The following is a 24620-nucleotide window of genomic DNA, read 5'->3' as shown; positions in this document are numbered from 1 at the left end:
AGATTACATTTCAATAAATTACACAAATATCACACACTGTTTTTGAACAAAGATCACGCTTTATGCCCTGGTACATATATGCGTAACGTATTTTAGGCTATCGTTGAGACATCGAACCTTTAAAGCCATCCCTTTATCTGGTATGAGCCAATCCTTTACGACCTTTGAGCATCTGCAATCCCCAGTATGGGTTTTCGATATCGAAAACAAAGCCATTGTCTGGGCTAATTCCGCTGCGCTGCCATTATGGGAAGCAGAGAGCCTTCATGAACTGACTACACGGGATCTTGGCCGTGATATGTCTGATGCCGTTGAGGCAACCCTGAATGATTATCTTCAGATGTTCAAACGGGGTGAAGCGCTCAAACTGTGGTGGAGCTACAGCCCCAAAAGCAAAGTTAAGAATGCATTATGTTACTTTTCCGGTATCCCTCTGACAGATGGCCGGATGGCAATGCTGGTGCATGTGATCGCTGAAGAAGCCAGCCTGAGACGGGAGCTGGCATTTTCCGACGGTTCCAATCTGGCATTGCTGTTTTCCTCAGAAGGCAAGTTGCTCAGTGCGAACCGTGCTTTTGTCCATGCGTTTGGCGAGCAGCTTGACAGCCTGGCGACCTTCGTCGGCGATATTAAACTGGCCCAAAAGTGGCTTCAGGAGGCCAGTGAAGGTGGCATCCTGAACCACAGAAAACTCTGCTGGACCGGACGCAATTACGACTGGTTCAACATTGACGGGAAATGGCTGGCAGACAAACAACAGCTGTTGCTCAGCCTGGTTAATATCAGCCAGGAAAAAGAGCAGTTGAAGCAAGCCAAATATCAGTCTGAGCATGATTATCTGACCGGCCTGCTCAACCGTCGTGGCATGATCAACGCCATTCATGCATCTCAGCATACCTCTCAGCCTTATACCCTGCTGTTCCTGGATATCGACGGCTTTAAGCTGATCAATGACAGCTACGGCCATGCCATTGGTGATAAGATGCTGCGTGCCATTGCGATTCGTCTGAGCGAAATTGTGAAGTTCAATGGATTGCTGGCGCGTTTTGGAGGCGATGAGTTCATTATTCAGCTTGATCAGCGCCAAATTGATGAGCCAGCCCAGTTTGCCCGTAAGTTGATCGCCAGCCTGAATAAACCATTCCACCTGAAAGAAGTCGGCGAGCTTTCCATTGGCTGCAGCATCGGGATGGCCAGTTTCCCGACCGATGCCAAGAAGATTGAAACCCTGATCACTCAGGCGGACATGGCCATGCATCGTGCGAAGCTGAGAGGCCGCAACCGCTGCCACCACTTCTCACCGGAAATGGCAGAAGATCTGTATCGTAAAATGACCCTGCGCCATCACCTGACACTGGCGATGGATGCGGAAGCATTCGAGCTTTATTATCAGCCGATTGTCGATTTGAAGAATCACCGGTTGGGTGGTTTTGAAGCGCTGATTCGCTGGTATGACGAAGATCTCGGTCAGGTTGCACCATCGGAATTTATTCCGCTGGCAGAAGAGACCGGCCAGATTGTTCCGTTAGGCAAATGGACACTCAAACAAGCCTGCATGCAGTTGTCGAGCTGGAATAAGACATTCGGGAAGCGTTTTACAGTCAGTGTGAACCTGTCACGGGCACAGCTCCATGCCAGCCTGGCCACTTACATTTCAACGCTGCTGGTTCAATACGACATTGCCCCATCTCAGTTAGCGCTTGAGCTCACTGAGTCGGCCATGTTGCAGGAGTACGATGAAGCCAAGCAATGCCTGGTCGATTTGGCAGAGCTGGGCATCGAGCTGCACCTGGATGACTTCGGAACCGGTTATTCCTCATTGTCTCAACTGCAGAACCTGCCGATCACTCAGGTCAAACTGGACCAGAGTTTCGTGCAGGCGAATACGCAAAGCAGCCGGGCCATTGTGGAAGCAACCTGTGCAATTTGCGACAAGCTCAACTTGAAACTGGTTGCGGAAGGGGTTGAAACCCTGGAACAACTTGAGTTCATTCAAAGCTGCCAGTTTGATTACTGTCAGGGGTACTACCTGGGTAAACCTATGCCGGCCCATGAACTTGAACGACGCCAGTTCAATCTGTTCAACGCCATCCCGATCGCCAGCTGATGAAAACACAAGGCAGAAGAAAGTTAACGTAAGGTTCAGCCTTCTTCTGCCCTGTTCTTGGCGATTTTTCTCTGATCATGCCCACATTTGGCTCAATCCCTGCCACATCGCGGCAATCCCGGCAAAAGTACAGAGGACCAGCAGCGCATACCGCAACCATTCTGTCTTCACCAGATGCTGGACTTTATAAGCCAGTAAGGTCGTGATGATCGGTGCCGGTAAAATGAGTAATGCATACTTCAGGTGCCAGACACTGAAATGATCCGTTGCCGACAGCGCTATCAGAGACAAAACACAACTAAACGCAAAATACAGAGCCAGGTTCGCTCTGAGTTTCCCGGCTTCTGCATGCTGCAGGACCAGAGCCATCGGCGGGCCGCCAATACTGGTGGTCGTTCCCATCAGTCCGGATGTAAACCCAGCAATAAAAAGCGCTTTCGGCGTGGGTTTAAACCGCACCTTCATCAGACTAATCAATACAGCCAGCAACACCCCGCCGCCGAGAATCAACGCCAGATGCTCAGCACTGATATAAAGCAGTATCCAGCCCGCGACCATAGTGCCGGGGACACGACCAATAAACGCCGCACTCATCCCCTGGAACGAAATCTGTTGCCTGTACTGCCACATGTTGATCAACGCAAGCACCAGACCAACAAAAGTGACCACACCCGGAACAAAACGCGGCTCGAAGAAATAAACAACCGGCGCTGCGACAATTGCCATCCCAAAGCCGACGGTACTTTGCACGAAACAACCGGCCGACAAGGCCAGCGCACAATAAATCAGAGTACTGAGTTCCATTCATTCTCCAGTTGCGCGTGAATCAGAATATTTCGCGGCGTGACAGGCTTTTCACAAAAAGTCCCGACCCGCACCTGATAACCGGCACTTTCCATAAAGATTGCCCGATCATAAACCAGCCATAACTCCAGCGGTCGCCGGAACACCTGCCGCACCAATTCCATGCGTTCGATTTGAAAAAAACGTTTTTCACCGGCCTGCTGCCAATGCTGATAGTCCACACCGTCTGGTAAGACAATCCCTTTTTTCTCTGCTGCCCAACGGCAAAAAGCCTCGAACCCTTCATTCAGGAGGGCTTTCTGAACATTCGGAACCGGCAAATAGGTCTCGTTGCAGGTCAGCGTTTGCTGCAAGGCATCAAACCCCAACCGGTAACTGACTTCCACAAAACGCTGGTTGCGTACCCGCTGACCTGCCGTTACCGTCTCCTGCAATGGCATTTTCAAGTCGTGCTTAGACAGTGTTAGTCGGCTTGATTTCGCATCCGCTGATAAGGGCTGGTATACCGCATTGCGGATCAAGTGATAGCAGCAGGGTGAAACACTGACAGCCTGCCCTTTTCGGGCCTCAACCTGTTTGAGCAACGTGACATGCAGGTCGCCACAGGCATGTAAGGCAACCGCATGCTGCTTTGGCTGAATCAGTTGTGCACTTTCCGGTGAAAAAGCGTCACCCTGAACAAACGTCATCGGTAGTGAAAGCTGTGCCGCCATCTGTTGTCCGTCGTCACATAACGCTTGCTGCCACTCCAGACTGGTCACCGGAGTCTGATGAGCTGCAGCCAGTACTCGTCCCAAATGTCCTTTTCCGGCACACCACTCCAGCCACGGCAGCCCATGTCGCGGTAATACACTCTGAAAAGCCTGAGTCTGATGCCACTTACGCCCGGGAACGCCTGTATCCAATCCTCTCGGCAAAGAAGACATCGCATCAGACACTCTGGGCAAAACCGGTAAAGAGGCCAGTTCAAAAAGCGCTGCCGCATCGGGTAAATAAGGGTGAATAGCATCTCTGAGTTTTTCCGCGTCCTGCAACAGACAAGAAATTTCGTCATCAGAAAGCTGATTCAGCCAGTCTGACAGCGCAGGCAGGTCTTCTTGCCAGGGGTAATCCCTGCAGGCAAAAGGCATAAACTGCCAGAGCGCACGATGTTTGGTCAGCAGAACATCCAGCTGACGGAAAACTTCTGAATAAGCAGACATGGTAAACCAGTGACGAAGAGCAGACAGAAAGCCGGTATTTTATCTCATACTCAGCTGCAGAAGTAAGGGACAGAAAAAGAAAAAGCCGCGTCTCGCGGCTTTTGATGATCATGGTCCGATAAACATGATTAACGGACAGGCAGCTTAATATTGGCAAACATCGCTTCAATTTCTTCATTGCTTTTCAGGGCCAGTGCCTGATCAACAACATTCCGGGTCAGATGCGGTGCAAACCGTTCCATGAAATCGTACATGTATGTGCGCAGGAAAGTTCCTTTCTTAAAGCCAATCGTCGTGGTACTGGCTTCGAAAATATGGCTGGCATCAATGGCCACCAGATCCTGATCCGTTGCAGGGTCAATCGCCATACTGGCCATAACCCCCACCCCGATGCCCAAACGCACATAAGTTTTAATGACATCAGCATCCGTCGCTGTGAAGACAATACGTGGTGTCAGACCCGAACGGTTAAAGGCATCATCCAGTTCAGAGCGGCCGGTAAAGCCAAACACATAAGTTACCAGCGGGTAAGCCGCCAGATCATGGATGGTCACATCGCGCTTCTGCGCCAGCGGGTGATCAGCCCGGACCACAATGGAGCGATTCCAGTGATAGCACGGCAACATAATCATGTCCTGATATAAATGCAGGGCCTCTGTTGCTATGGCAAAAACAGTGGTTCCTTTAGAAACGGCGTCGGCAATCTGAGACGGCGTTCCCTGATGCATATGCAGTGAGACTTTCGGATAACGCTCAATAAACCCCTGAATGACCTGAGGTAAAGCATAGCGGGCCTGAGTATGAGTCGTGGCAATGTGCAGCGTCCCCATTTCCGGATGCGTATATTCACCGGCGACCGATTTAATGCTTTCGACTCGCGAAAGGATATCCCGGGAAATACGGACAATGTTTTCACCTGCCGGAGTCACTTTGGTCAGGTGCTTGCCACTGCGCTCAAAAATCTGAATACCCAGTTCATCTTCAAGTAATCGGACTTGCTTACTGATGCCGGGCTGAGAGGTGTACAGGCTTTCAGCTGTAGAGGACACATTGAGATTATGATTCACCACCTCAACGATATAACGTAATTGTTGTAGTTTCATGCTACCGCCCCAAATATAGTCCGTTACATTCTAACAAAGCGTTGTTCTATTTCACTATGTTATATGCACTATCATAGTGCTTCAACGCCGCTTGTACAGTCGTACGACGGTTTGAATCAATTCAAACCATCATAATTGGACAATCATCGGAAATCTAGACAGAGTGGCGTCTGACAGGCCATCATCGTCACACTACATCAGGCAGAAGAAATATACACACTGCGAATGTGAGGCTATGAGCAAAAATCCCCGCAATGCTATGACCTCTTTGCCAGATGGTGTATCTTATTGCTTCGTTTTTATGTGGATTATCTGATCGAGTTTTATGAGTATTCCTTTAGTGATCGGTCTAGTCGGCCTGCTGTTAGTCCTGGTTGTCGGTTATAACGTTATCATTCAGTATCGCCAGCAGCTGGAAAGCCAGAAACAGCAGGAACTGGCGAAACACATCGCCGTCATCGACTCCAGCGAAGACCTGATCAGCCATGCTCATCACCTGCCTTACAGTAAAGACTTACTTGTCTGTCTGAATCACCGGATTCTTTCAGCGCTGGAAAGTATGTACGAAATTGATCAGACGGATCGCTCCATGCCCCAGCGAATTCACAACGTCCGTGAACAGATCAAACAGCTTCAGCAGCACTATACGCCCAACGAAATGTCTGGCTTCAAAGTCCCGACAACAGACCGTCAGGCCATTGCCATGCTGCAGCTGGTCAAACGCCTGAAACAAGTGGTTAAAAGTGAACACAGTAAGGGCCGCCTGGGTACCCAGGCTTTTGTCACCGAAAACGCGCGTCTGGAAGGTCTCCAGCTGCGTATCAATATTGAAAACGTCGTCAAACGTGCTAATGATGCACGAATGAAGCGTCAGATTGGTACCGCGAAACAATTACTTCGGAAAGGTCTGGATGCACTGTCCACCAAGAACCACAATTACGCCAATCAGGCCCGTGAAAAACTTCAGGCCATGCTGGATGAAATCGACAGCTCTCAGAACCAGACACATGCAAAACAGCGTCAGGAAATGATCGAAAAAGAGCAGGACGAACTGGACGTACTCTTCCAGCCCAAGAAAAAGTGGTAATCCACGCAATCAAATACAACACAGGCCGCATTTCGCGGCCTGTGTTCTTTCTGCGGCAATCTTATCACCCTGATTCCGCTGTCATATGCTCACTGAATACCTTCGCCAGCGTCGCACGTGAGAGACTGCCCCGTAAGTTCCCCAGACTATCCAGCACAGGTAAAGGCAGTTCATTTTCCAGAGTCAGCGGCAACACTGCTTCCAGTGGTTGTGCACAATGAATCGAAGGCAGCGCAATCAGCATCGAAGGTTCAAGACTCGAATCAGGGCGTTCAAGAGCAAAGTTTTCCAGTGCATCTCGTGTGATCACGCCCAGACAACCCTGCGTATCATCCCAGACATAAGCAAAGTTCATCTGGCACTCGCGCAGAGACTGCAGCGCCTCTGCAACCGTCCCCGGCTCAATACAGGGAGCCGGTGTCGTCATCACAGCTTCAACGCTCAGCGCTTTTGAACGGTTCACATCCCGGACGAAAGCTTCGATATAATCGTCCGCAGGCCGAAGCAGAATATCGACCGGTTTTCCCTGCTGAATCAACTGACCGTCACGTAATATCGCGATCCTGTCTCCCAGTCGCAGGGCTTCGTCCAGATCGTGGGTAATAAAGATAATGGTCTTTCCCAGTTTTGCCTGTAACGCCATCAGCTGCGCCTGCATCTCACTGCGAATCAGCGGGTCCAGCGCAGAAAACGCTTCATCCATCAGCAAAATATCAGCATCCATGCACAGCGCACGGGCCAGCCCTACCCTTTGCTGCTGCCCACCAGACAGGCTGGCGGGGTAATGTCCGCCATAGCCGTCAAGACCAACGGTCTCAAGCCAGTACTGAGCTTTGTCCTGCCATTCTCTCGCCGGCAAACCCTGTATCTGTAAACCATAACCGATATTTTGCAGTACAGTGCGGTGCGGCAGCAAAGCAAAACGCTGAAAAACCATGGCCAGTCGCTTGCGCCTGAATGCCTGTAATACCAAAGGATTCAATGCGGTCACATCGACGCCGTCGATTTCGACCTGCCCGGCAGAAGGTTCAATCAGGCGATTGAAATGGCGGATCAGAGTCGACTTGCCGGAGCCGGATAATCCCATCACCACAAAGATCTCTCCCGGATATACGGAGAGATTGATATTGTTCAGGCCGACGGTGTGGCCGGTTTGCGCCAGAATTTCTTCTTTACTCATTCCTGTCTGAAGCAATTCGAGTGCCTGCTCAGATTTCGGCCCGAACACTTTATACAGATTACGCACGTGAATCAGCGGCGTCCTTTGGTCTGCCGCAGCCTTTGATGAATCAGTCATGATGCTTTCCTGAAAGGTGCTGTTGCGTCCGGCGGGCATAGCTTTGTGATATCCGGTCAAAAATGATTGCCAGGGCAACAATCGCCAGCCCGTTCAGCAGCCCCAGGGTAAAGTACTGATTGGTGATCGACTTCAGCACGGGTTGCCCCAGCCCTTTCACCCCAATCATCGAGGCAATCACCACCATCGCCAAAGCCATCATGATGGTCTGATTGATCCCGGCCATGATGGTTGGCATGGCCAGCGGCAGCTGGACCCCGGTTAAGCGCTGCCAGCTGCTCGCACCATAAGCTTCAGCGGCTTCCAGTACTTCTTTGTCAACCAGCCGGATCCCGAGATTGGTCAATCGGATGACCGGGGGAATGGCATAAATCACCACAGCAATCAGCCCCGGAATTTTACCGATCCCCAACAGCATCACCACGGGGATCAGATACACAAATGCAGGCATGGTCTGCATAATATCCAGCATTGGAGTGATCACACTTTGCGCCCGGTCAGAGCGGGCCATCCAGACACCCAAAGGAATTCCCGCAACGATCGCCATCAACGCAGAAGCAATAATAATACTCATGGTCCGCATGGTATCTTCCCACATCCCGAACAGACCAATCAGGACAAAGGCAATGATGACACCGCAAACCAGCTTCCAGGAGCGGCTGGCATAGAAAGCCAGTGAGGCCAGGATTGCGATCATCAGCCACCAGGGCGTTGCTAACAACAGCTTTTCAAACCCAATCAACACAGAGAGCAGCGGGTCAAAAAACGCTTCAATACTGTCACCGTATTCACGGGAAAACGTTCGGTATGCATCATCAAGCGTTTTACGAATCGCAAGTAACTGGTGACGATCAAGCTGGGGAAAATCGGAAAACCAGGAAAAATCAGACATCTTTGGTATTGCCATGGATTGCTAAAAAACACAGGCCCGGCGATAAACCGGGCCTGACTGGATCAGCGTGCAGACATCGCTTGCTTGATACGTTTCGCAGCTTCAGGAGATACCCATTGTGCCCACATGGATTCATTCTGCTGCAGGAAATAATCCGTCGCGGACTCACCGTCGGCCTGATTGTCTTCCATCCACGCCAGCATCTTATTCATCTGTGCATTAGTAAATGCGCGCTTGGACAAATACGCCAGGGCCTCAGGCGCCCGCCGGGCGAATTTCTCTGTGACGACTGTATCTACCGGAGAAGGCGGGTACATGGTCGGTTTGGGATCCAGACAATCCGCCTGCGTAATACAGGACTGATAATGCTCGACATCCACCCCGGTCCCGAAGTCAACTTTCACCATCTCGTACTTACCCAGAACCGCCGTCGGTGCCCAGTAATAACCGAACCACGGTGCTTTACGCTCATACGCTTTTGCAATCGATGCAGCCAGACCGGCGCCAGAGCCGGGATCCACCAGCTCGAACCCTGCATCTGCCAGTTTCAGCGCCTCAAATAAATGTTCTGTCGTGATCTGACAGGTCCAGCCCGCCGGACACCCCATCATCGCAGACCGTTCCGGATCTTCCGGATGACGGAATAATTGTGCTTTCGCCTTCACGCCCGCAAGTGTTTTCAGGCTGGGATCGTCTTCCACCATATACGCCGGTACCCAAAATCCTTCTTCGCCGCCGTCAGACAAGGTGACACCGGCATAACGCAGCCGCCCTTCGTTGACGCCAAGATCCAGTGCCTCCCGCATGGTATTGCTCCACATTTCCGGGGCAATATCCGGCTCACTCTTCTCTATCATGGACGTGGTGGTCGGAATGCTGTCGCCGGGCACCAGCTCTGCATCACAGCCATAGCCATGCTGAAGGATAAATTGATCCAGGTGCGCAAGCATCGTCGCTGAGTTCCAGTTCATGTCAGCAATCGTGACATGCCCGCATTCCTCCGCAGAAACAGTCAGACTCAGGGGCAGTGTGGCGGCGGCCAGTAACCAGGGAGCTATCTGGGGTAAACGCATAACAAATCCTTTCGTTGAGATATCCGGGTGTCCTTCGCCATAAGCCGGTCTTGTCACCCGCCACTGATGAATTCCTTTTCAGTATATGCATACCCGAGAGCGATTGACGAGGACACAGACCCGGTTTTTGACCTTAAGTGATTCATTTTTGAGTTCTTTCAGCCGTCAGTGGCCGCCGAAACAGAGCTTTGTTATAATCCGCCCGCTTTTCGTCAATTCAGCCATAAGACCTCTCATGACAGACACACAACACATGATCAACACGCTTCTTTCACCCGTTCATCAGTTTCTGCATTGCGAAACACCGGACAGCTGGATTGAGGAAGCTCGTAAGCCGGAAAACCTGAACGATTTACTGGTTGATCACTGTAACTGTGAGTTAAAAGCCAGCCAGACTGCGATTTATCTGATCCGAAAATATGCCGTCGATGAACAAAGCGGTCAGGCATTGCTGGACTGGGCGAAACCGTATGAAAACTTTGTCTATGGCAAGGCCAGAGATAAAGACACCTTTCATGGGAAGAAAAACGGACTCAGTGCCGAGCTGACCGCCAGAGCCGATTGTCCTTACGGACAAGATTTGATCGACAAAATGGTTCGTCTGATCAAAGAAGAGTTTCACCACTTTGAACAGGTACTGGAGATCATGGAAAAGCGCGGCATTGAATACTCCAGCCTGAATGCAGGCCGCTATGCGCGCGGTCTGATGAAAGCCGTACGTACCCATGAACCCGCAACATTAATCGACAAACTGATTATCGGTGCCTACATTGAAGCCCGCTCCTGCGAGCGCTTTGCCAAGCTGGCACCTTATCTGGATGAAGAACTGAAAAAGTTCTACATTTCCCTGCTGCGTTCAGAAGCCCGTCATTATCAGGACTACCTGAGACTGGCGGAGCAGATTGCCGGCGAAGATATCAGTGAGCGTATTCTGTTCATTGGTCAGCGTGAAGCTGAACTGATCAGCAGCCCGGATGAACGGTTCCGCTTCCACAGCGGTGTTCCTGCAGAAGTCGCCGTTAGCTGAAAACCACGCGGCTGAAATCTATCCAGCCATTTGCCAGCAGTGAAACCCCATTGAGATGCGATCGCACATTCAGCTGCTGGCGGTTCTGCCACAAGGGCTGATATATCCCGAGCGCCACGAGCCAGCATTCAATCGCTTCAAATTGAGCCACTCTTTCTTCCCGGCAGGAATGCGAAAACACCGTCTCAATTTTTCGCATTAACTGTGACTGAGTGTCTGCACTGAGACAAGCCGACAGGGCTGTATTTGCTTTCAACCATTCCATCCAGTCCAGTTCAGGATCCTCCCCGAAAACTTCACCAGAAATCATAATATCGGCCTGAGACAAACGTGCCATCCGGTTAAAATCGGGAAAGGTTTCAATACAACAGCTCGCTGGAATTCCGGCGCTGTTCAGCGCATGTGTGAGTTGCTCCGCCAGCGCGATATGCTCTGTCAGCTGATAAGTTACAACGTTCAGCGGACGTTCCGGCTGAGGCAGTGACTTGAGATCGACGATTTCAGAAAGACCGGCTGGATGCAGCTCCGCTTGCAGCATGCCCTCAGCGTACCGGTAATTGTCCGGCTGTAAACAATCCGGTAACGGCAACTGACGAATAAAGGCGGCCAGTCTCCTCCGGTGTTCTGCCACCGCCATCCAGCGAGTCCGGTTTTCATTCAGCAAGGCATACTCACAGCCCTTTTCCCAGTTTTCCAGCCGCGAGAATTGCTGTGTACGTCCCGGCACAAGCCAGGGGTGAACCACATCACTGTTCATGTCAAAATCCATGGCTTGATCACCGATATTCCAGATTTCGACCGCATCCAGCCACGGGCGGCAACCATGGTAATGATCAAATGCGACTAACCGGGTCAGCCATTCGGTCTGTTCATCCAGCAGAAAAGCCCCTGAGCCGATAATTCGGCCATCACCCGCTTGTTTCGCGATTCCGGCTGCCTTTTGTGTCAGTAACGTCGGTATAAAACCCGGCGTCATCTTTGCGATCATCCTGAAGCGCAGAGGAGTCAGTACTTCCACACCCGCAATACAGTCAAACAGCTGCCGATTGCAGCTGTCTGAAGTGCTGAGCCGCTCAAAATGCTCCCTGACAGATTGCGAAGTCAATGGTGTGCCATCATGAAACATCAGCCCTTTCCTCAGGGTAAAGAGCCAGTCATTGCCTTGTTGCTCCCAGTGAATGGCGAGGTTGCCCTGAATGTCACCCGTCTGCTCATTTTTGCTCAGCAAGCCGGCATAAAGGTAAGAGCCCAGATGAACTTCCGTTCGACGGGAAAGCTGAACCACATCCAGATCATGAATACCGCGGTAAAAAGGGATCCGCAGGACATCCCGGGTATCAACCCGTTTGGCTGATCGAAACCCGGCCAGATAATCCGCCAGAAATCCTTCCCGCGCATGTGCTGGCATCAGTGTCAGTGCCTGTTCTACCTGATTCCGCTCCAGTAAGGCGACTGCCTGCTGCATCACAACAGCGTCTGTCGGTTTCAGCAACATAAGCGTCGGCAGGTTGCCGCGCCCGACGCCGGGAAGCCAGTGTATCCAGCCCTCGCTGACCAGTCTTTTGATCAGCATTTGTGCATTTCGCCGGGTACAGGCCAGTTTTGCTGCCACGGTATCGAGCGACACGACCCATGCCTGCCCAACGTCCAGCTCATCTCTGAGTAATGCCAGTAATCGCCAATAACGCATAAAAGATGAAATCCTTCTCTAATCTCTGCACTTTTTCTTCCACTTTTCCTGTCGATAATAGCGAAAGTTTCTGATGTGAAAAGGAATTTATGATGACAACTTTTGCGCAATCCCGTTTGGGGATCTGGAAAGAACCAACATTTCTGGTGCTGTTTACCAGTGCATTCTTCACGGCCTTTGGTGCCAAAATTTACAGCCTCGCGTTACCGCTGCTGGTTTATGACCTGACGGCTTCGCCGGAATGGATGGGTTGGATGCGGGCGGTAGAGTTTCTGCCCAATCTGCTGCTGGCCTTGTTTATCGGCGTATGGGTCGACCGAGTCAACCGCAAGCACTGGTCACAGGCCATGCTCATCGGGCAGAGCTTCTGTTTATTCCTGGCTTATTCCGCCATCGAATGGATGGCTAACCCTTTATGGGCGCTATTTCCGGCCGCTTTCATGATGATGGCCTTCGATTACGGTTATCACAATGCCCGTCTTGGCATGATGAAAACGGCATTGCCGCAACATCTCCAGAATACGGCCACAGCACGTTTCAGCACTATGTACAGTTTTCTGGAAACCGTTGGGCCTGTGTTGTCGGGGGTACTCCTGCTGATGTCCGCTATCCATCAGATCTTTCTGCTGCTGATCCTGTTTTATCTGCTCGCATTTATACAGTTGCAACGGCTGTCATTTGCCCCTTCCGAAACAGTGCAGCACCCTCCTGTCTTTTCTGCACTCAAGGAAGGCTGGCACGCCCTGAAGGCGGATCAAACGATGTGTTTGATCACTGCTGCTGTTGTCGTGATTAATACCACGGGTGCTGTATTTCATGTTCAGGCCATTTATTTTGCCAAGGCCGAGCTGATGCTCTCCAACCTGGAAGTCAGCTATCTGATTGCAGCCTCGGGTATCGGCGGCATGGTCGGCGGTATGGTTGCCGACAAGGTCAGACGCCGAATCGGACTGGGCAAGCTGCTCATTTTATCCATTGCACTGGAATCCTTCGGCTTTGTCATGCCTGCTGTTTCTCCGAATGCCGGGGTACTGGCAGCCGCTTTTTTCGTCATCAGCAGCATCGGGCTCATGAGTTCAATTTGCATCTGGAGTTACCGTCAGGAAGCTTTCAGTGACAAACTGCTGGGCCGTGTAGCTGGTATCACAGGTTCACTGTTTAAACTGGGAATGCCGTTTGGACTGGCAGCTTCCGGTTATCTGGTCGCACTCCTGGGGACTGCACCGCTCTTTCTGCTCTGTTTTGCTGTCCAGCTGGCCGTAGCGCTGATGCTGTGGTGCACTCAAGTCCGGCGGACGGCATAAAATCATTTCCTCCTGAATCAATTCAGGGCGGTTACCCCGATTGCTCATTCCAATCGTTTGAGGCCTCATCATTTCTTAAAGGGATCATGAAGTTAACTATACCGCAGTCACTTTGATGTGAGGGGCTGGACTGCTCACCCGTGAAAAACTGTCAGGATAAAAAAACCGCCTTTCGGCGGTTTCTTGATTACTTCTCTTTCTTAGCGTTTTTACGCTTGTCCGTAATGATCCACTTCCCGGCATCATACAGTGCGGTATAACCGGTAGGCTTTCCGTCAACCTCAGAACGAACATAGTTCTCTTTGGTTTTACGGCTGAAACGAACGACTGTTTTCACACCATCCGGATCTTCTGTCGGAGCCTCGGTCAGGTACAGGAACTTCGGCGACAGTCTGTCTTTAAAGCGAACCAGTTCTTCCACCAGCGGCGCACGGGTTTCGCGCGATTTCGGGAAAGTGCTGGCGGCCATAAACAGACCGGAAGCACCGTCACGCAGCACAAAATATGCGTCAGGATCCTGAGTACATGGCAGCTCCGGCAAATGCACCGGATCTTCCTTCGGTGGCGCAACTTCGCCGTTCTTCAGGATTTTCCGGGTATTCTTACAGCTCTCGTTAGTACAGCCCATGTACTTTCCGAAACGACCGTTCTTCAGCTCCATGTCTGAGCCGCACTTGTCGCACTCAATCACAGGACCTTCATAGCCTTTCAGTTTAAACTCACCTTTTTCTACCACGTAGCCATCACAGCTTGGGTTGTTACCGCACACATGCAGTTTACGGCCCTGGTCAATCAGGTAAGCATCCATCGCGGTGCCACATTTCGGGCAACGTTTCTTGGCACGAAGCGCAGCGGTTTCCACATCCTCTTCAAGGACGTTCACCACACCTTCTTCATCACCCAGATTAATGGTGGTTTTACAGCGTTCTTTCGGTGGCAGCGCGTAGCCGGAACAACCCAGGAATACGCCGGTTGAAGCCGTGCGAATGCCCATCGGACGCGAACAGGTCGGACACTCAATATCCGTCAGGACGATTTTGTTCGGCTTCATGCCGCCTTCGTCTTCCTCACGCTCGGCTTTTTCCAGTTCATCCGTAAAATCGCTGAAGAATTTGTCCAGAACCGATTTCCAGTTCGCTTCGCCATCCGCAATCTTATCGAGATTACCTTCCATACGCGCGGTAAAGTCGTAGTCCATCAGATCTGAGAAGCTGTCTTCCAGACGATCGGACACAATTTCACCCATTTTCTCTGCGTAGAAACGACGTTGGTCCACTTTCACATAACCGCGATCCTGGATCGTGGAAATAATGGACGCATAGGTCGACGGGCGGCCGATACCGCGTTTTTCCAGTTCTTTAACCAGTGCTGCTTCGGTAAAACGTGCAGGCGGTTTGGTGAAATGCTGTTTTGGCTCCAGATTCTCAAGCGCCAGAACATCTCCCACCTGAACCGTTGGCAATGTGGTGTCTTCATTTTTACCTGAAGGGCGCTGAACCTTGGTCCAACCGGCGAAACGTAACGTTCGGCCTTTGGCTTTCAGAGTAAAGTCCCCGGCCTGAACCGTGATCGTACTGGAATCGTATTGAGCCGCAGTCATCTGACAGGCCACAAACTGACGCCAGATCAGGTCATACAGTTTAACGGCGTCCTGATCCATGCCTTCCAGGTTTGCCGGTAGTATTTCAACGTTGGACGGTCGAATCGCTTCGTGCGCTTCCTGAGCATTTTCTTTGCTGCCGTAAACCACAGGTTTCGCCGGCAGGTAGCTCTCACCGTATTCCGTCGTAATATAGTCACGTACAGCTTCAACGGCTTCTTTCGACAGATTGGTCGAGTCCGTACGCATATAGGTAATATAGCCGGCTTCATACAAGCGCTGAGCCAGACCCATGGTACGTTTTACGCCATATCCCAGGCGTGTACTCGCTGCCTGTTGCAGCGTTGACGTAATATAAGGCGCTGAAGGCTTACTGGTCGTCGGCTTATCTTCACGCTCTGCGACTTTGAAACTGGCCTTCTCCAGCAGCGACACTGCCGCATCGGTTTCAGTCTGATTCACTGGCCGGAAAGCTTTCCCCGCCTGCTGAGCAACCATCAGACGCAGCGCATCTTTTTCACCGGTCAGAGTGTTGGCGTGAATGTCCCAGTACTCTTCCGGTACGAATGCCTTAATTTCACGTTCACGTTCAACAATCAGCTTCACAGCGACCGACTGAACACGACCGGCAGACAAACCGCGCGCGACTTTTTTCCACAGCAGCGGCGAGACCATGAAGCCGACAACACGGTCGAGAAAACGGCGTGCCTGCTGAGCATTTACGCCATCAAGGTTCAGTTCACCCGGATGCTCGAACGCCTGTTGAATGGCATTCTTCGTAATTTCGTTAAAAACAACACGTTTATAGCGTTCTTCATCACCACCGATGAGCTCACGAAGATGCCACGCAATTGCTTCTCCTTCGCGGTCCAAATCGGTTGCGAGATATACATAGTCGGCGTCTTCAGCCAGTTTCTGAAGCTCTTGGACAACCTTCTCTTTACCGGGCAGCACGGCGTAATGTGCTTCCCAATCTTTATATGGGTTCACACCCATCTTATTGATCAGCGCATTCAGCTCTTTTTCTTTTTTGATTCGTGCTTTCTCTTCAACGCTCAGTCCTTTGGCGGACGATGCAGCGGCTTTTTTACCGGTACTGCTACTGCCACCCGTCGACAGGTCTCGGACATGCCCAACGCTGGACTTTACGATGAAATCCTTACCAAGGTACTTATTAATCGTTTTTGCCTTAGCAGGGGACTCCACAATAACGAGAGATTTACCCATATGACTCTATTACGTCCTCGTGCTCGCGAAATTCTCAAATATAAACATGTAGTTGCACGCTAAAAGTTACAGTGTAGGCACGGCAACGCTATTACAATATTGGGCTACTATACAAGAAGGTCAACCTGTTTTTAATAAATCCAGATTGATTGGTCGCCCCTTCTACACTTGTAAACACGGTGTTAAGTGTCCCAATTTTTTCAAATCATCCCTGATAATTCTTATATCAAAGCCAGTAAATTGACTGGGCGCAGATCATTACCACCTCAACGACACTTTGACTATTCCCAGCCCGGATTATTTGTGTCAGCTCACACAAATATGCTCTTACTGATAATGAAATCGTGAATAATGATTATTTTATATGCATCAGATTGGACAAATTGATTCAATGATCTTCAGCACAGTCAAATAAGCGACAAGGCAAAAGAAATAAAAAATAAATATCGGTAAAAACAGCTGTCAGTCACACTGAAAATATATGGAGATAACCCGCATTACTGCGGGTTATCTGTTTCATCAGGCTTACATAATCGGCCGCTGACCGCGACCAATCCATTTCAGTAGCAAACTGTCAGCAGCTTCACTGCCGGCACCTGCCAGACGCTCTGCCAGCTTTTTACGCTGAACATAGCGCACTTGCAGGACTTCACGCTCTTTGCAGGCCGCCATGATGTAGTCATCACTAGTGCCAATCTGATCAACCAGACCCAGTGTAAACGCCTGTTTTCCGAACCAATGTTCTCCGGTTGCCACTTTTTCCAGATCCAATGACGGCCGATGTTCGGCAATAAAGTCTTTGAACAGGCCATGCGTTTCTTCGATTTCACTCTGAAACTTCTCGCGCGCCTTATCCGTATTTTCACCAAACATCGTCAGCGTTCGTTTAAACTCACCTGCCGTGATCTGTTCAAATTCAATATCGTTTTTTTTCAACACTTTACTAAAGTTCGGCAGTTGTGCGATCACACCAATTGAACCAACCACAGCAAACGGTGCGGAGATGATCTGATCCGCCACACAAGCCATCATGTAGCCACCGCTGGCAGCAACTTTATCGACAGCAATCGTGAGCTTCACCCCCGCCTGTTTCAGGCGATCAAGCTGTGAAGATGCCAGACCATAGCCGTGCACCATTCCACCGCCGGTTTCCAGACGCAGCAAGACTTCATCACCTTCCGCAGCTACAGCCAGAATCGCTGAAATTTCTTCACGCAAACCCGCCACTTCTTTCGCATCAATACTGCCGTGGAAATCCAGCACAAAGAGCCTCGGCTCACGGGCAGTTGAAAGTTCGCCGGATTTTGCAGCCGTTTTGATTTCATTCTGACGCGCTTTGTTTTTTTCCTTTTCTGCTTTTTTCTCAGCTTTTTCACGAGCTTTCAGCAGTGGTTTATCGAACAGATGAGACTCCAGATGGTGGATCGTCTCTTTGTACTGCTCAGTCAAATCGTTCACTTCGAGTGAACCTTTACGCGCTCCGTGACGACCGCCTGTGCTTTTAACAATGACCAGGATGCTTACAATCGCTACGACCACCGTCGCGATCTTGGCCAGAAAAAGACCGTAATCAAACAAAAAATCCAAGAGAAATTCCTCATATTCTGGTTTTGTTTCATTGTAATACCAATCCAATCAAGCCTCTAGGGGCTATTCACATCAATCTCTTCGAGCTACCCTATGCTTTTTTGTCTTCAGGTTGTCACTCTGACAGTGATGCGCCTACAATAGCGGCACAAAATGCCCGACTTAGAAGGAAATCAAGTGAATTATCAAACTGCGGCTGACTCTCTGAAAGATCGTATCATTCTGGTGACTGGTGCCGGTGATGGTATTGGCCGTCAGGCTGCGATCAGTTATGCAGCTCATGGCGCTACCGTCATTCTGCTGGGCCGGACTGTCGCCAAACTTGAAGCCGTTTATGATGAAATTGAAGCGCTGGGTTATCCTCAAGCGGCCATCATTCCTCTGGACATGAAAGGCGCGACCAAACAAAACTACGTGGATATGGCTGATACCATCAAGGATCAGTTTGGCCGTCTTGACGGCGTACTGCACAACGCCAGCCTGCTGGGCGTTTTGAGCCCGTTTGATCAACTGGGTGAAGACACTTACGACGACGTGATGCAAGTCAACGTTAAAGCACAGTTTCTGCTGACTCAGGCCATCATGCCACTGCTTAAGAATTCAGAAGATGGCCGCATCATCTTTACGACCTCTACCGTCGGCCATGTCGGCCGTGCATTCTGGGGCGCTTACTCGATTTCTAAGTTTGCCACGGAAGGGATGATGCAGATTGTGGCTGAAGAGCTCAGTAATACCAATGTCCGTGTCAACGCAATTAATCCGGGTGGTACCCGTACCGGTATGCGTGCCAAAGCCTTCCCGGGTGAAGACCCGAAAACGCTGAAAACACCGGCGGATATCATGCCGCTGTATCTGTACCTGATGGGACCGGAAAGCCGGGATGTCAACGGCCAGTGCATTGACGCACAGCCTAAAGACTGAATCCAGTTTCCAGCACGAACAAAAAAGCAGATGCAAAAAAGCCGACCCTTAGGCCGGCTTTTTTCATATTTCTGAACCACTTACCTTACTTACGGGTACGTGGTTTTGCAGGTTTGTTTTTCAACGGATTTCGGCGATTCGCCGCGTTGCCGGTTGGCTTTCGCTTTTGACCAGCCGGACGCTCAGAAACTTCCGCAGCCTGGTTACGCGTTGAAGTCCGGCGACTATCACGACGGCGGCCACGTGATTCATCATTCACGCGCTCTTCATGACGACGGACAGCACGACGGATCTTACGAACCCCTTTCTTACGCTTCTGGCCTTCAACTGTCAGATGAGTCTGGGTCTCTGGCGACAGCTCAACAACATTTCGCAGATAGTTCACTTCCTGGAGCTCCAGCTCCATCCAGCCGCCGCGCGGCAAATCTTTGGTCAGGAAGATATCACCATAACGAACACGCTTCAGACGGCTGACCGTCACGCCCTGAGAATCCCACAGACGACGGACTTCACGATTACGACCTTCAGTGATCACTACGTAAAAGGTGTGGTTCATTCCCTCACCACCGGCATAAACCACGTCTTCAAAACGGGCCATGCCATCTTCCAGCTCAACACCGTTGACCAGGTTTCTCACCATCTGCTCGGTGACTTCCCCGAATACACGCACCATGTATTCACGCTCAACACAACGGCTTGGGTGCATCAGGCGGTTTGCAAGTTCGCCATCCGTTGTAAAAAGAAGCAGGCCTGATGTATTCGCATCCAAACGACCGACGGAGACCCAGCGGCCTTCCTTAAGACGAGGCAGGCGATCAAATACCGTTCTCCGTCCTTCCGGATCGTGTCGGGTACACAGCTCACCTTCAGGTTTGTTATAAGCAAGCACGCGGCACACTTCTTCAGAAGGCTTGACCAGCTCCACTTTATGGCCGTCAATACAGACCAGCGCATCCAGATTTTCCAGGCGATCACCCAGCTGAGCGACTTTCCCGTCAATGCTGACACGCCTTTCCTGAATCATTAGCTCCACTTCACGACGTGAGCCATGGCCGGAACGTGCAAGAATCTTCTGTATTTTTTCACTCATCAGACAAACCTTTGTCGCCTTCACAGGCGTCGAAACATTCTAAAAACATCGTCGTACCTCTGATACAGCCCGTCCAGAAAGTACGAGATACCCGCCATTTATCTCTAGTGAGATAAAGGCGTCAATCCTTAAATAAGACAGCCGGGAATTATGCCAAACTCTTCGGTTTGATACCACTGAAAAAGCAGGGTGAGCAGGATTGTTTCTGCCTGCGCTTCCCTGCAATTCAAACCCGATCAGCGTCTCAGTGAGGGCTTATTCAAACGGGGTAATATCCCCTGCCCCTTGCCGGACGATTTCAATCGTGTCGTTACTGAAGTCCACAACTGTGGTGGGCTGCTCACCCAGAACACCGCCATGAATAATCAAATCAACCGCATGAGCCAGATCGTCCCGGATATATTCCGGATCGGATTCAGCCGTTTCTTTTCCGGGCAGAATCAGACTGGTTGACATCATCGGCTCACCCAAAGCTTCAAGCAAAGCCAGTGCAACTTCATTATCAGGCACACGGATGCCAATGGTCTTCCGCTTTGGATTCATCAAACGACGCGGCACTTCCTTGGTTCCTTTGAAGATAAAGGTGTAAGCACCGGGCGTGTTGTTCCGCAGCAGACGATACGCATCATTTTCCACCCGGGCATACAAAGACAGCTCTGACAAATCCCGGCACAGCAGGGTAAAATTATGCTTCTCATCCAGTTTACGAATCCGGCAGATACGCTCCAGCGCCTGCTTGTTCGACAACTGGCACCCCAGCGCGTATCCCGAGTCAGTCGGATACACAATGACTCCGCCGTTTCGGATAATCGCCACCGCCTGACTGATCAGTCTGGCCTGAGGATTATCCGGATGAATATAGAAAAATTGACTCATCATTCCTCCTGGCCTGTACCCGCTTCAGGGCACAGGCGTACATCATAACTTACTCCAAACCCCAGTCCTGCCAGACGGGTACCGAGACTTTTGGTAACCAAAGATTCCGGCCCAGCTCTGTCCAGGGGGACGGATAGTGAAAATCAGACCCTTGAGACGACAACAGACCAAACTGCTGAGCATAGTCGGCCAGATTGCGCCGTTCCTGCTGTGCCTGCTGAGGTTGCGCGACTTCCATCGCATCCCCCCCCGCTCCGACAAAGACGGTCAGCAGACGTTTCAGCCATTTGGCTGTCATGTTATACCGTCCCGGATGCGCCAGGACTGCCTGTCCGCCCGCTTCATGAATAACACTGACAGCTTCAGCAATACTGCACCAGTTCGGTGGCACATAACCCGGATTGCCCCGCGTCAGATATTTTTTGAATACCGCCTGCATGGTTTTGGCGTGCCCGTTTTCGACCAGCCATTTGGCAAAGTGAGCACGGGTTAATGTTGCTTCACCCGCTATCGCCTTTGCTCCGGCATACGCACCAAAAATTTTGTTTTTTTCCAGCCGCTCTCCCATCAGTACGGCACGGGCTTCACGTCGTTCAGCCTGAGCTGTAATCAAACGGGTGAGCGCCGGGCTTTCCGGATCGATGTTTAAACCGACAATGTGAATATCAAAATTATTCCAGACTGTCGATATTTCAATACCTTTGACCAGTTTTAAGGCCAGATTTTGTCCATCGATTGCCTGCTGGGCAGCATCCAGCCCGGCGACCGTATCGTGATCCGTAATCGCAAGTACATCGACCCGGAATTCAGCGGCCCGCTGAACGAGTTCTGCCGGAGCTAACCGGCCATCAGAGGCCGTGGTATGACTGTGAAGATCAAACAACATAAAAAGAAAGTCTTGACATAATATTCTTGAACTAGTTTACTAGTACGTAATTACCCAGCAACGTATGACTCAGGTTCTGTTTATGTTACAGCAAAAACAACATCATCTTCGCGCTTTCTTCACCTGGTGGTGGCACAACCTATAACGGGTCGTGAGTTTTGCTGTGCCAGCCGCACAGAGCCATGAACCCGCCGACTGCGGGTTTTTTTGTACCTGACCATTGAAAACAAACAATTTCCACATTTGGCTAGCAAGGACAACAACATGATTATCGTACTGAAACCAAACGCAACTGAAGCTCAGGCAAAAGATATTCTGACCCGTATCGAACAAGCTGGTCTGAAACCCCTGTATATGCCTGGTGTAGAACGTATTGTTCTGGGCGCACTGGGTGATGAGCGTGTACTGCAAAAACTCAACTTAGATGCCAACCCTTGTGTGGAAAATATCAAACCGATTCTGACCAAATACAAAATGGTCAGCCGTGAAGTCCAGGCCCATGACACCGTTGTCCGGTTTGGGAATGCGGCTGTTGGCGGCAACAAATTCGCGGTCATCGCCGGACCTTGCTCGGTGGAATCAGAACAACAGCTGCTGTCCGTTGCCGAAGTGGTCAAACAACACGGTGCGGTTGCGCTCCGTGGCGGTGCTTACAAGCCTCGCACCAGCCCGTATGACTTCCAGGGCATGGGGATCGAAGGTCTGAAACTGCTGAAACAGGCCAGTGAGATGCTGAACATGCCGACTGTTTCCGAAGTCATGGAAGTGGGTCAGATGGAAGCAATGTGTGAATACATCGACTGCCTGCAAATCGGCGCTCGCAACATGCAAAACTATGCTTTGCTTAAAGCAGTGGGTGAGAGCAAAAAGCCCGTGCTACTCAAGCGTGGCCTGTCTGCCACCATTGAAGAGCTGCTGCTGGCGGCGGAATACATCTATGATGCCGGCAACCCAAACATCATCCTGTGCGAGCGTGGTATCCGCACATTCGAAACGGCTACCCGTAACACGCTTGATCTGAACGCTGTTGCCTTCCTGAAACAGAAAACCCACCTGCCGGTTGTGGTCGACCCAAGCCATGGAACCGGTGTCCGTGAGCTGGTGATTCCGCTATCCCGTGCCGCTGCGGCTGTCGGTGCGGACGGCATTATCGTTGAATCTCACCTCAAGCCGAGCGAAGCCCTGTCTGACGGCCATCAGGCACTGACCGGACCGATGTTCCAGCAACTGATGCAGGAACTGAAACCCTTTGTTGAAGCTGCAGGTAAAACATTATGAAAACAACGCCTTTAGCTGTCGGTGAACTGGACGTCCTGAGTCTGGACGTCCCTTACGTCTCGGAGCCCACCGAACTGTATTACGCCATCTGTGGCAATCGTCCGCATAATTTGCTGCTGGAGTCCGCAGAAATTGATTCCAAGGAAGATTTAAAAAGCCTGATGCTGATCGACGCGGCAGTCCGCATCGTCTGCCGTGGCCGCGAAGTCCGCCTGGAAGCACTGACAGATAATGGCCTGAACGTGCTTCAGGCGGTTGAAGCACAACTCCCTGCCAATGTGTCGCTGACATCAGACAGCAACGCACTGATCCTGACTTTTGAAGAAAGCGGCAGAGCTATGGATGAAGACAGCCGCCTGCGTCAGTCTTCACCGTTTGATGCACTGCGTCTGATCCAGCAGATTTTCCATCGTCCGGGACAAGCACGTGAGGCCTTATTCCTTGGCGGACTGTTTGCCTACGACCTGGTCGCCAGCTTCGAACCCCTGCCGGGTGTTGAACAAGGAAACCGCTGTCCGGACTATCTGTTCTATGTCGCGGAAACCCTGCTGGTTATTGACCACCAGCGCCGCAAAGGCACGCTTCAGGCCACCTTATTTGGCGGTGACTACTGCACCACCAGCTATTACGAGCTGAGCCGTCGTCTGCAACATATCAAAGAAGTCTGCCTGGAACCTGTGGCGCTGCCTGCTGCTCAGCTGCTGGACCGCTGTGAACCGGAAGTCAGCATCAGCGATGAAGATTTCTGCACGACAGTCGAGCAGTTGAAAGAGTTTGTCGTCAGTGGCGATGTCTTTCAGGTTGTTCCTTCGCGTCAGTTCAAAATGCCGTGCCCTTCTCCGCTCAATGCCTATAAGGCTCTGAAAATCGGGAACCCAAGTCCGTACATGTTCTATCTGCAGGATGCTGATTTCACCCTGTTCGGTGCCTCCCCGGAAAGTGCGCTGAAGTACTGTACGGACAGCAATCAGGTTGAAATCTACCCAATTGCCGGCACCCGCCCGCGCGGCAAAAAAGCCAACGGCAGCATCGATCTGGATTTAGACGGCCGGATTGAGCTCGAACTGCGCTGTGACAAAAAAGAAAACGCCGAGCACATGATGCTGGTCGATCTGGCCCGCAATGACGTCGCCCGTATCAGCCAGCCCGGCACCCGCTACGTTGCAGACCTGCTGAAAGTCGACCGTTACAGTCACGTGATGCATCTGGTCTCCCGGGTCGTCGGACAATTACGCGGTGATCTGGATGCCCTGCACGCTTATCAGGCGTGTATGAATATGGGCACACTGACCGGCGCACCAAAAATCCGTGCCATGCAGCTGATCCGTGATGTTGAACAACAGCGCCGGGGCAGCTACGGCGGTGCCGTCGGCTACCTGACCGGTCAGGGCGACATGGACACCTGCATTGTGATCCGTTCTGCCTACGTTGAAGACGGTTTTGCAACGGTTCAGGCCGGTGCCGGCGTGGTTTACGACTCGGTGCCTCAGGCCGAGGCCGATGAAACCCGCAGCAAAGCCCAGGCCGTTATTACGGCAATCCGCCAAGCCCACAGTGTGTCATAAGGAG

Annotated in this window: 19 protein-coding genes; 7 read left to right on the top strand and 12 right to left on the bottom strand. The window is 51.2% G+C overall.

All coding sequences use genetic code 11. The annotated features are described in order from the left end of the window. The first annotated feature begins 142 nt into the window (after positions 1 to 142). Positions 143 to 2107, top strand: coding sequence for a putative bifunctional diguanylate cyclase/phosphodiesterase (locus SPK40_RS01660; protein ID WP_248140748.1), 1965 nt, complete (start codon positions 143 to 145; stop codon positions 2105 to 2107). A 75-nt stretch (positions 2108 to 2182) separates the two neighbouring features. Here the strand turns inward: SPK40_RS01660 and SPK40_RS01655 are convergent, their stop codons facing one another. The 3 genes from SPK40_RS01655 to cysB form a co-directional block, all read right to left on the bottom strand. Beyond that, the gene (locus tag SPK40_RS01655) at positions 2183 to 2911 is read right to left on the bottom strand and encodes a sulfite exporter TauE/SafE family protein (protein WP_330959205.1); all 729 of its coding nucleotides are present in this window, start codon (positions 2909 to 2911) and stop codon (positions 2183 to 2185) included. Then, positions 2893 to 4113, bottom strand: coding sequence for a methyltransferase (locus SPK40_RS01650; protein ID WP_330959204.1), 1221 nt, complete (start codon positions 4111 to 4113; stop codon positions 2893 to 2895). The genes SPK40_RS01655 and SPK40_RS01650 overlap by 19 nt, the downstream gene beginning before the upstream one ends. A gap of 128 nt (positions 4114 to 4241) precedes the next feature. After that, the gene (cysB, locus tag SPK40_RS01645) at positions 4242 to 5216 is read right to left on the bottom strand and encodes an HTH-type transcriptional regulator CysB (RefSeq protein WP_248140754.1); all 975 of its coding nucleotides are present in this window, start codon (positions 5214 to 5216) and stop codon (positions 4242 to 4244) included. 325 nt (positions 5217 to 5541) lie between these two features. Between cysB and SPK40_RS01640 the strand changes: the two genes are divergently transcribed. Beyond that, on the top strand, positions 5542 to 6303 hold the full coding sequence (locus tag SPK40_RS01640; RefSeq protein WP_330959203.1) for a DNA repair protein: 762 nt from the start codon (positions 5542 to 5544) through the stop codon (positions 6301 to 6303). A 64-nt stretch (positions 6304 to 6367) separates the two neighbouring features. Here the strand turns inward: SPK40_RS01640 and SPK40_RS01635 are convergent, their stop codons facing one another. The 3 genes from SPK40_RS01635 to SPK40_RS01625 all read right to left on the bottom strand — a co-directional run bounded on the left by SPK40_RS01635 (position 6368) and on the right by SPK40_RS01625 (position 9565). Next, entirely contained in the window at positions 6368 to 7600 is a 1233-nt protein-coding gene (locus tag SPK40_RS01635; RefSeq protein WP_330959202.1) for a quaternary amine ABC transporter ATP-binding protein, read from the bottom strand. Beyond that, positions 7593 to 8492: an ABC transporter permease gene (locus tag SPK40_RS01630; RefSeq protein WP_330959201.1), complete on the bottom strand. Its 900-nt coding sequence runs from the start codon at positions 8490 to 8492 to the stop codon at positions 7593 to 7595. The genes SPK40_RS01635 and SPK40_RS01630 overlap by 8 nt, the downstream gene beginning before the upstream one ends. A 62-nt stretch (positions 8493 to 8554) precedes the next feature. Continuing rightward, positions 8555 to 9565, bottom strand: coding sequence for an ABC transporter substrate-binding protein (locus SPK40_RS01625; protein WP_330959200.1), 1011 nt, complete (start codon positions 9563 to 9565; stop codon positions 8555 to 8557). 235 nt (positions 9566 to 9800) lie between these two features. On the opposite strand from SPK40_RS01625, the gene miaE reads away from it, so the two are divergent. Further along, positions 9801 to 10592 (top strand): tRNA isopentenyl-2-thiomethyl-A-37 hydroxylase MiaE, encoded by a 792-nt coding sequence (gene miaE / locus SPK40_RS01620; protein ID WP_330959199.1) that lies wholly within the window; start codon positions 9801 to 9803, stop codon positions 10590 to 10592. On the opposite strand, the gene SPK40_RS01615 is transcribed toward miaE, so the two are convergent. After that, a complete protein-coding gene (locus tag SPK40_RS01615) occupies positions 10585 to 12282 on the bottom strand; it encodes an SgrR family transcriptional regulator (RefSeq protein ID WP_330959198.1) in 1698 nt (565 codons plus the stop codon). The genes miaE and SPK40_RS01615 overlap by 8 nt on opposite strands. Positions 12283 to 12374: 92 nt before the next feature. On the opposite strand from SPK40_RS01615, the gene SPK40_RS01610 reads away from it, so the two are divergent. Further along, positions 12375 to 13586 carry an MFS transporter gene (locus SPK40_RS01610; protein ID WP_330959836.1) on the top strand — a complete coding sequence of 404 codons (1212 nt, stop codon included), beginning with the start codon at positions 12375 to 12377 and terminating at the stop codon, positions 13584 to 13586. A 187-nt stretch (positions 13587 to 13773) separates the two neighbouring features. Here the strand turns inward: SPK40_RS01610 and topA are convergent, their stop codons facing one another. Beyond that, on the bottom strand, positions 13774 to 16413 hold the full coding sequence (topA, locus tag SPK40_RS01605; RefSeq protein ID WP_330959197.1) for a type I DNA topoisomerase: 2640 nt from the start codon (positions 16411 to 16413) through the stop codon (positions 13774 to 13776). A 525-nt stretch (positions 16414 to 16938) separates the two neighbouring features. Next, on the bottom strand, positions 16939 to 18000 hold the full coding sequence (gene sohB / locus SPK40_RS01600; RefSeq protein ID WP_330959196.1) for a protease SohB: 1062 nt from the start codon (positions 17998 to 18000) through the stop codon (positions 16939 to 16941). 177 nt (positions 18001 to 18177) lie between these two features. Here sohB and SPK40_RS01595 point away from each other — a divergent pair, with 177 nt between their 5' ends. Then, positions 18178 to 18921 (top strand): YciK family oxidoreductase, encoded by a 744-nt coding sequence (locus tag SPK40_RS01595; RefSeq protein WP_248140768.1) that lies wholly within the window; start codon positions 18178 to 18180, stop codon positions 18919 to 18921. Between the two features lie 85 nt (positions 18922 to 19006). Here the strand turns inward: SPK40_RS01595 and rluB are convergent, their stop codons facing one another. The 3 genes from rluB to rnm all read right to left on the bottom strand — a co-directional run bounded on the left by rluB (position 19007) and on the right by rnm (position 21773). Continuing rightward, complete coding sequence (rluB, locus tag SPK40_RS01590; RefSeq protein ID WP_248140769.1) at positions 19007 to 20011, bottom strand: 23S rRNA pseudouridine(2605) synthase RluB; 1005 nt, start codon at positions 20009 to 20011, stop codon at positions 19007 to 19009. Between the two features lie 255 nt (positions 20012 to 20266). Beyond that, positions 20267 to 20887: an L-threonylcarbamoyladenylate synthase gene (locus SPK40_RS01585; RefSeq protein WP_248141684.1), complete on the bottom strand. Its 621-nt coding sequence runs from the start codon at positions 20885 to 20887 to the stop codon at positions 20267 to 20269. Between the two features lie 49 nt (positions 20888 to 20936). Next, on the bottom strand, positions 20937 to 21773 hold the full coding sequence (gene rnm, locus SPK40_RS01580) for an RNase RNM (RefSeq protein ID WP_330959195.1): 837 nt from the start codon (positions 21771 to 21773) through the stop codon (positions 20937 to 20939). A gap of 264 nt (positions 21774 to 22037) precedes the next feature. Here rnm and SPK40_RS01575 point away from each other — a divergent pair, with 264 nt between their 5' ends. Both SPK40_RS01575 and SPK40_RS01570 read left to right on the top strand, forming a co-directional pair. After that, on the top strand, positions 22038 to 23051 hold the full coding sequence (locus SPK40_RS01575; protein ID WP_248140771.1) for a bifunctional 3-deoxy-7-phosphoheptulonate synthase/chorismate mutase: 1014 nt from the start codon (positions 22038 to 22040) through the stop codon (positions 23049 to 23051). Then, positions 23048 to 24616 (top strand): anthranilate synthase component 1, encoded by a 1569-nt coding sequence (locus tag SPK40_RS01570; protein WP_330959194.1) that lies wholly within the window; start codon positions 23048 to 23050, stop codon positions 24614 to 24616. Before SPK40_RS01575 ends, SPK40_RS01570 begins: the two co-directional genes overlap by 4 nt. Positions 24617 to 24620 lie beyond the last annotated feature (4 nt).

Origin of the sequence: Photobacterium sp. 53610 (genome assembly GCF_036409375.1) — a bacterium.
Lineage (GTDB): Bacteria > Pseudomonadota > Gammaproteobacteria > Enterobacterales > Vibrionaceae > Photobacterium.
This window is presented reverse-complemented; position numbering and strand designations above follow the sequence as displayed.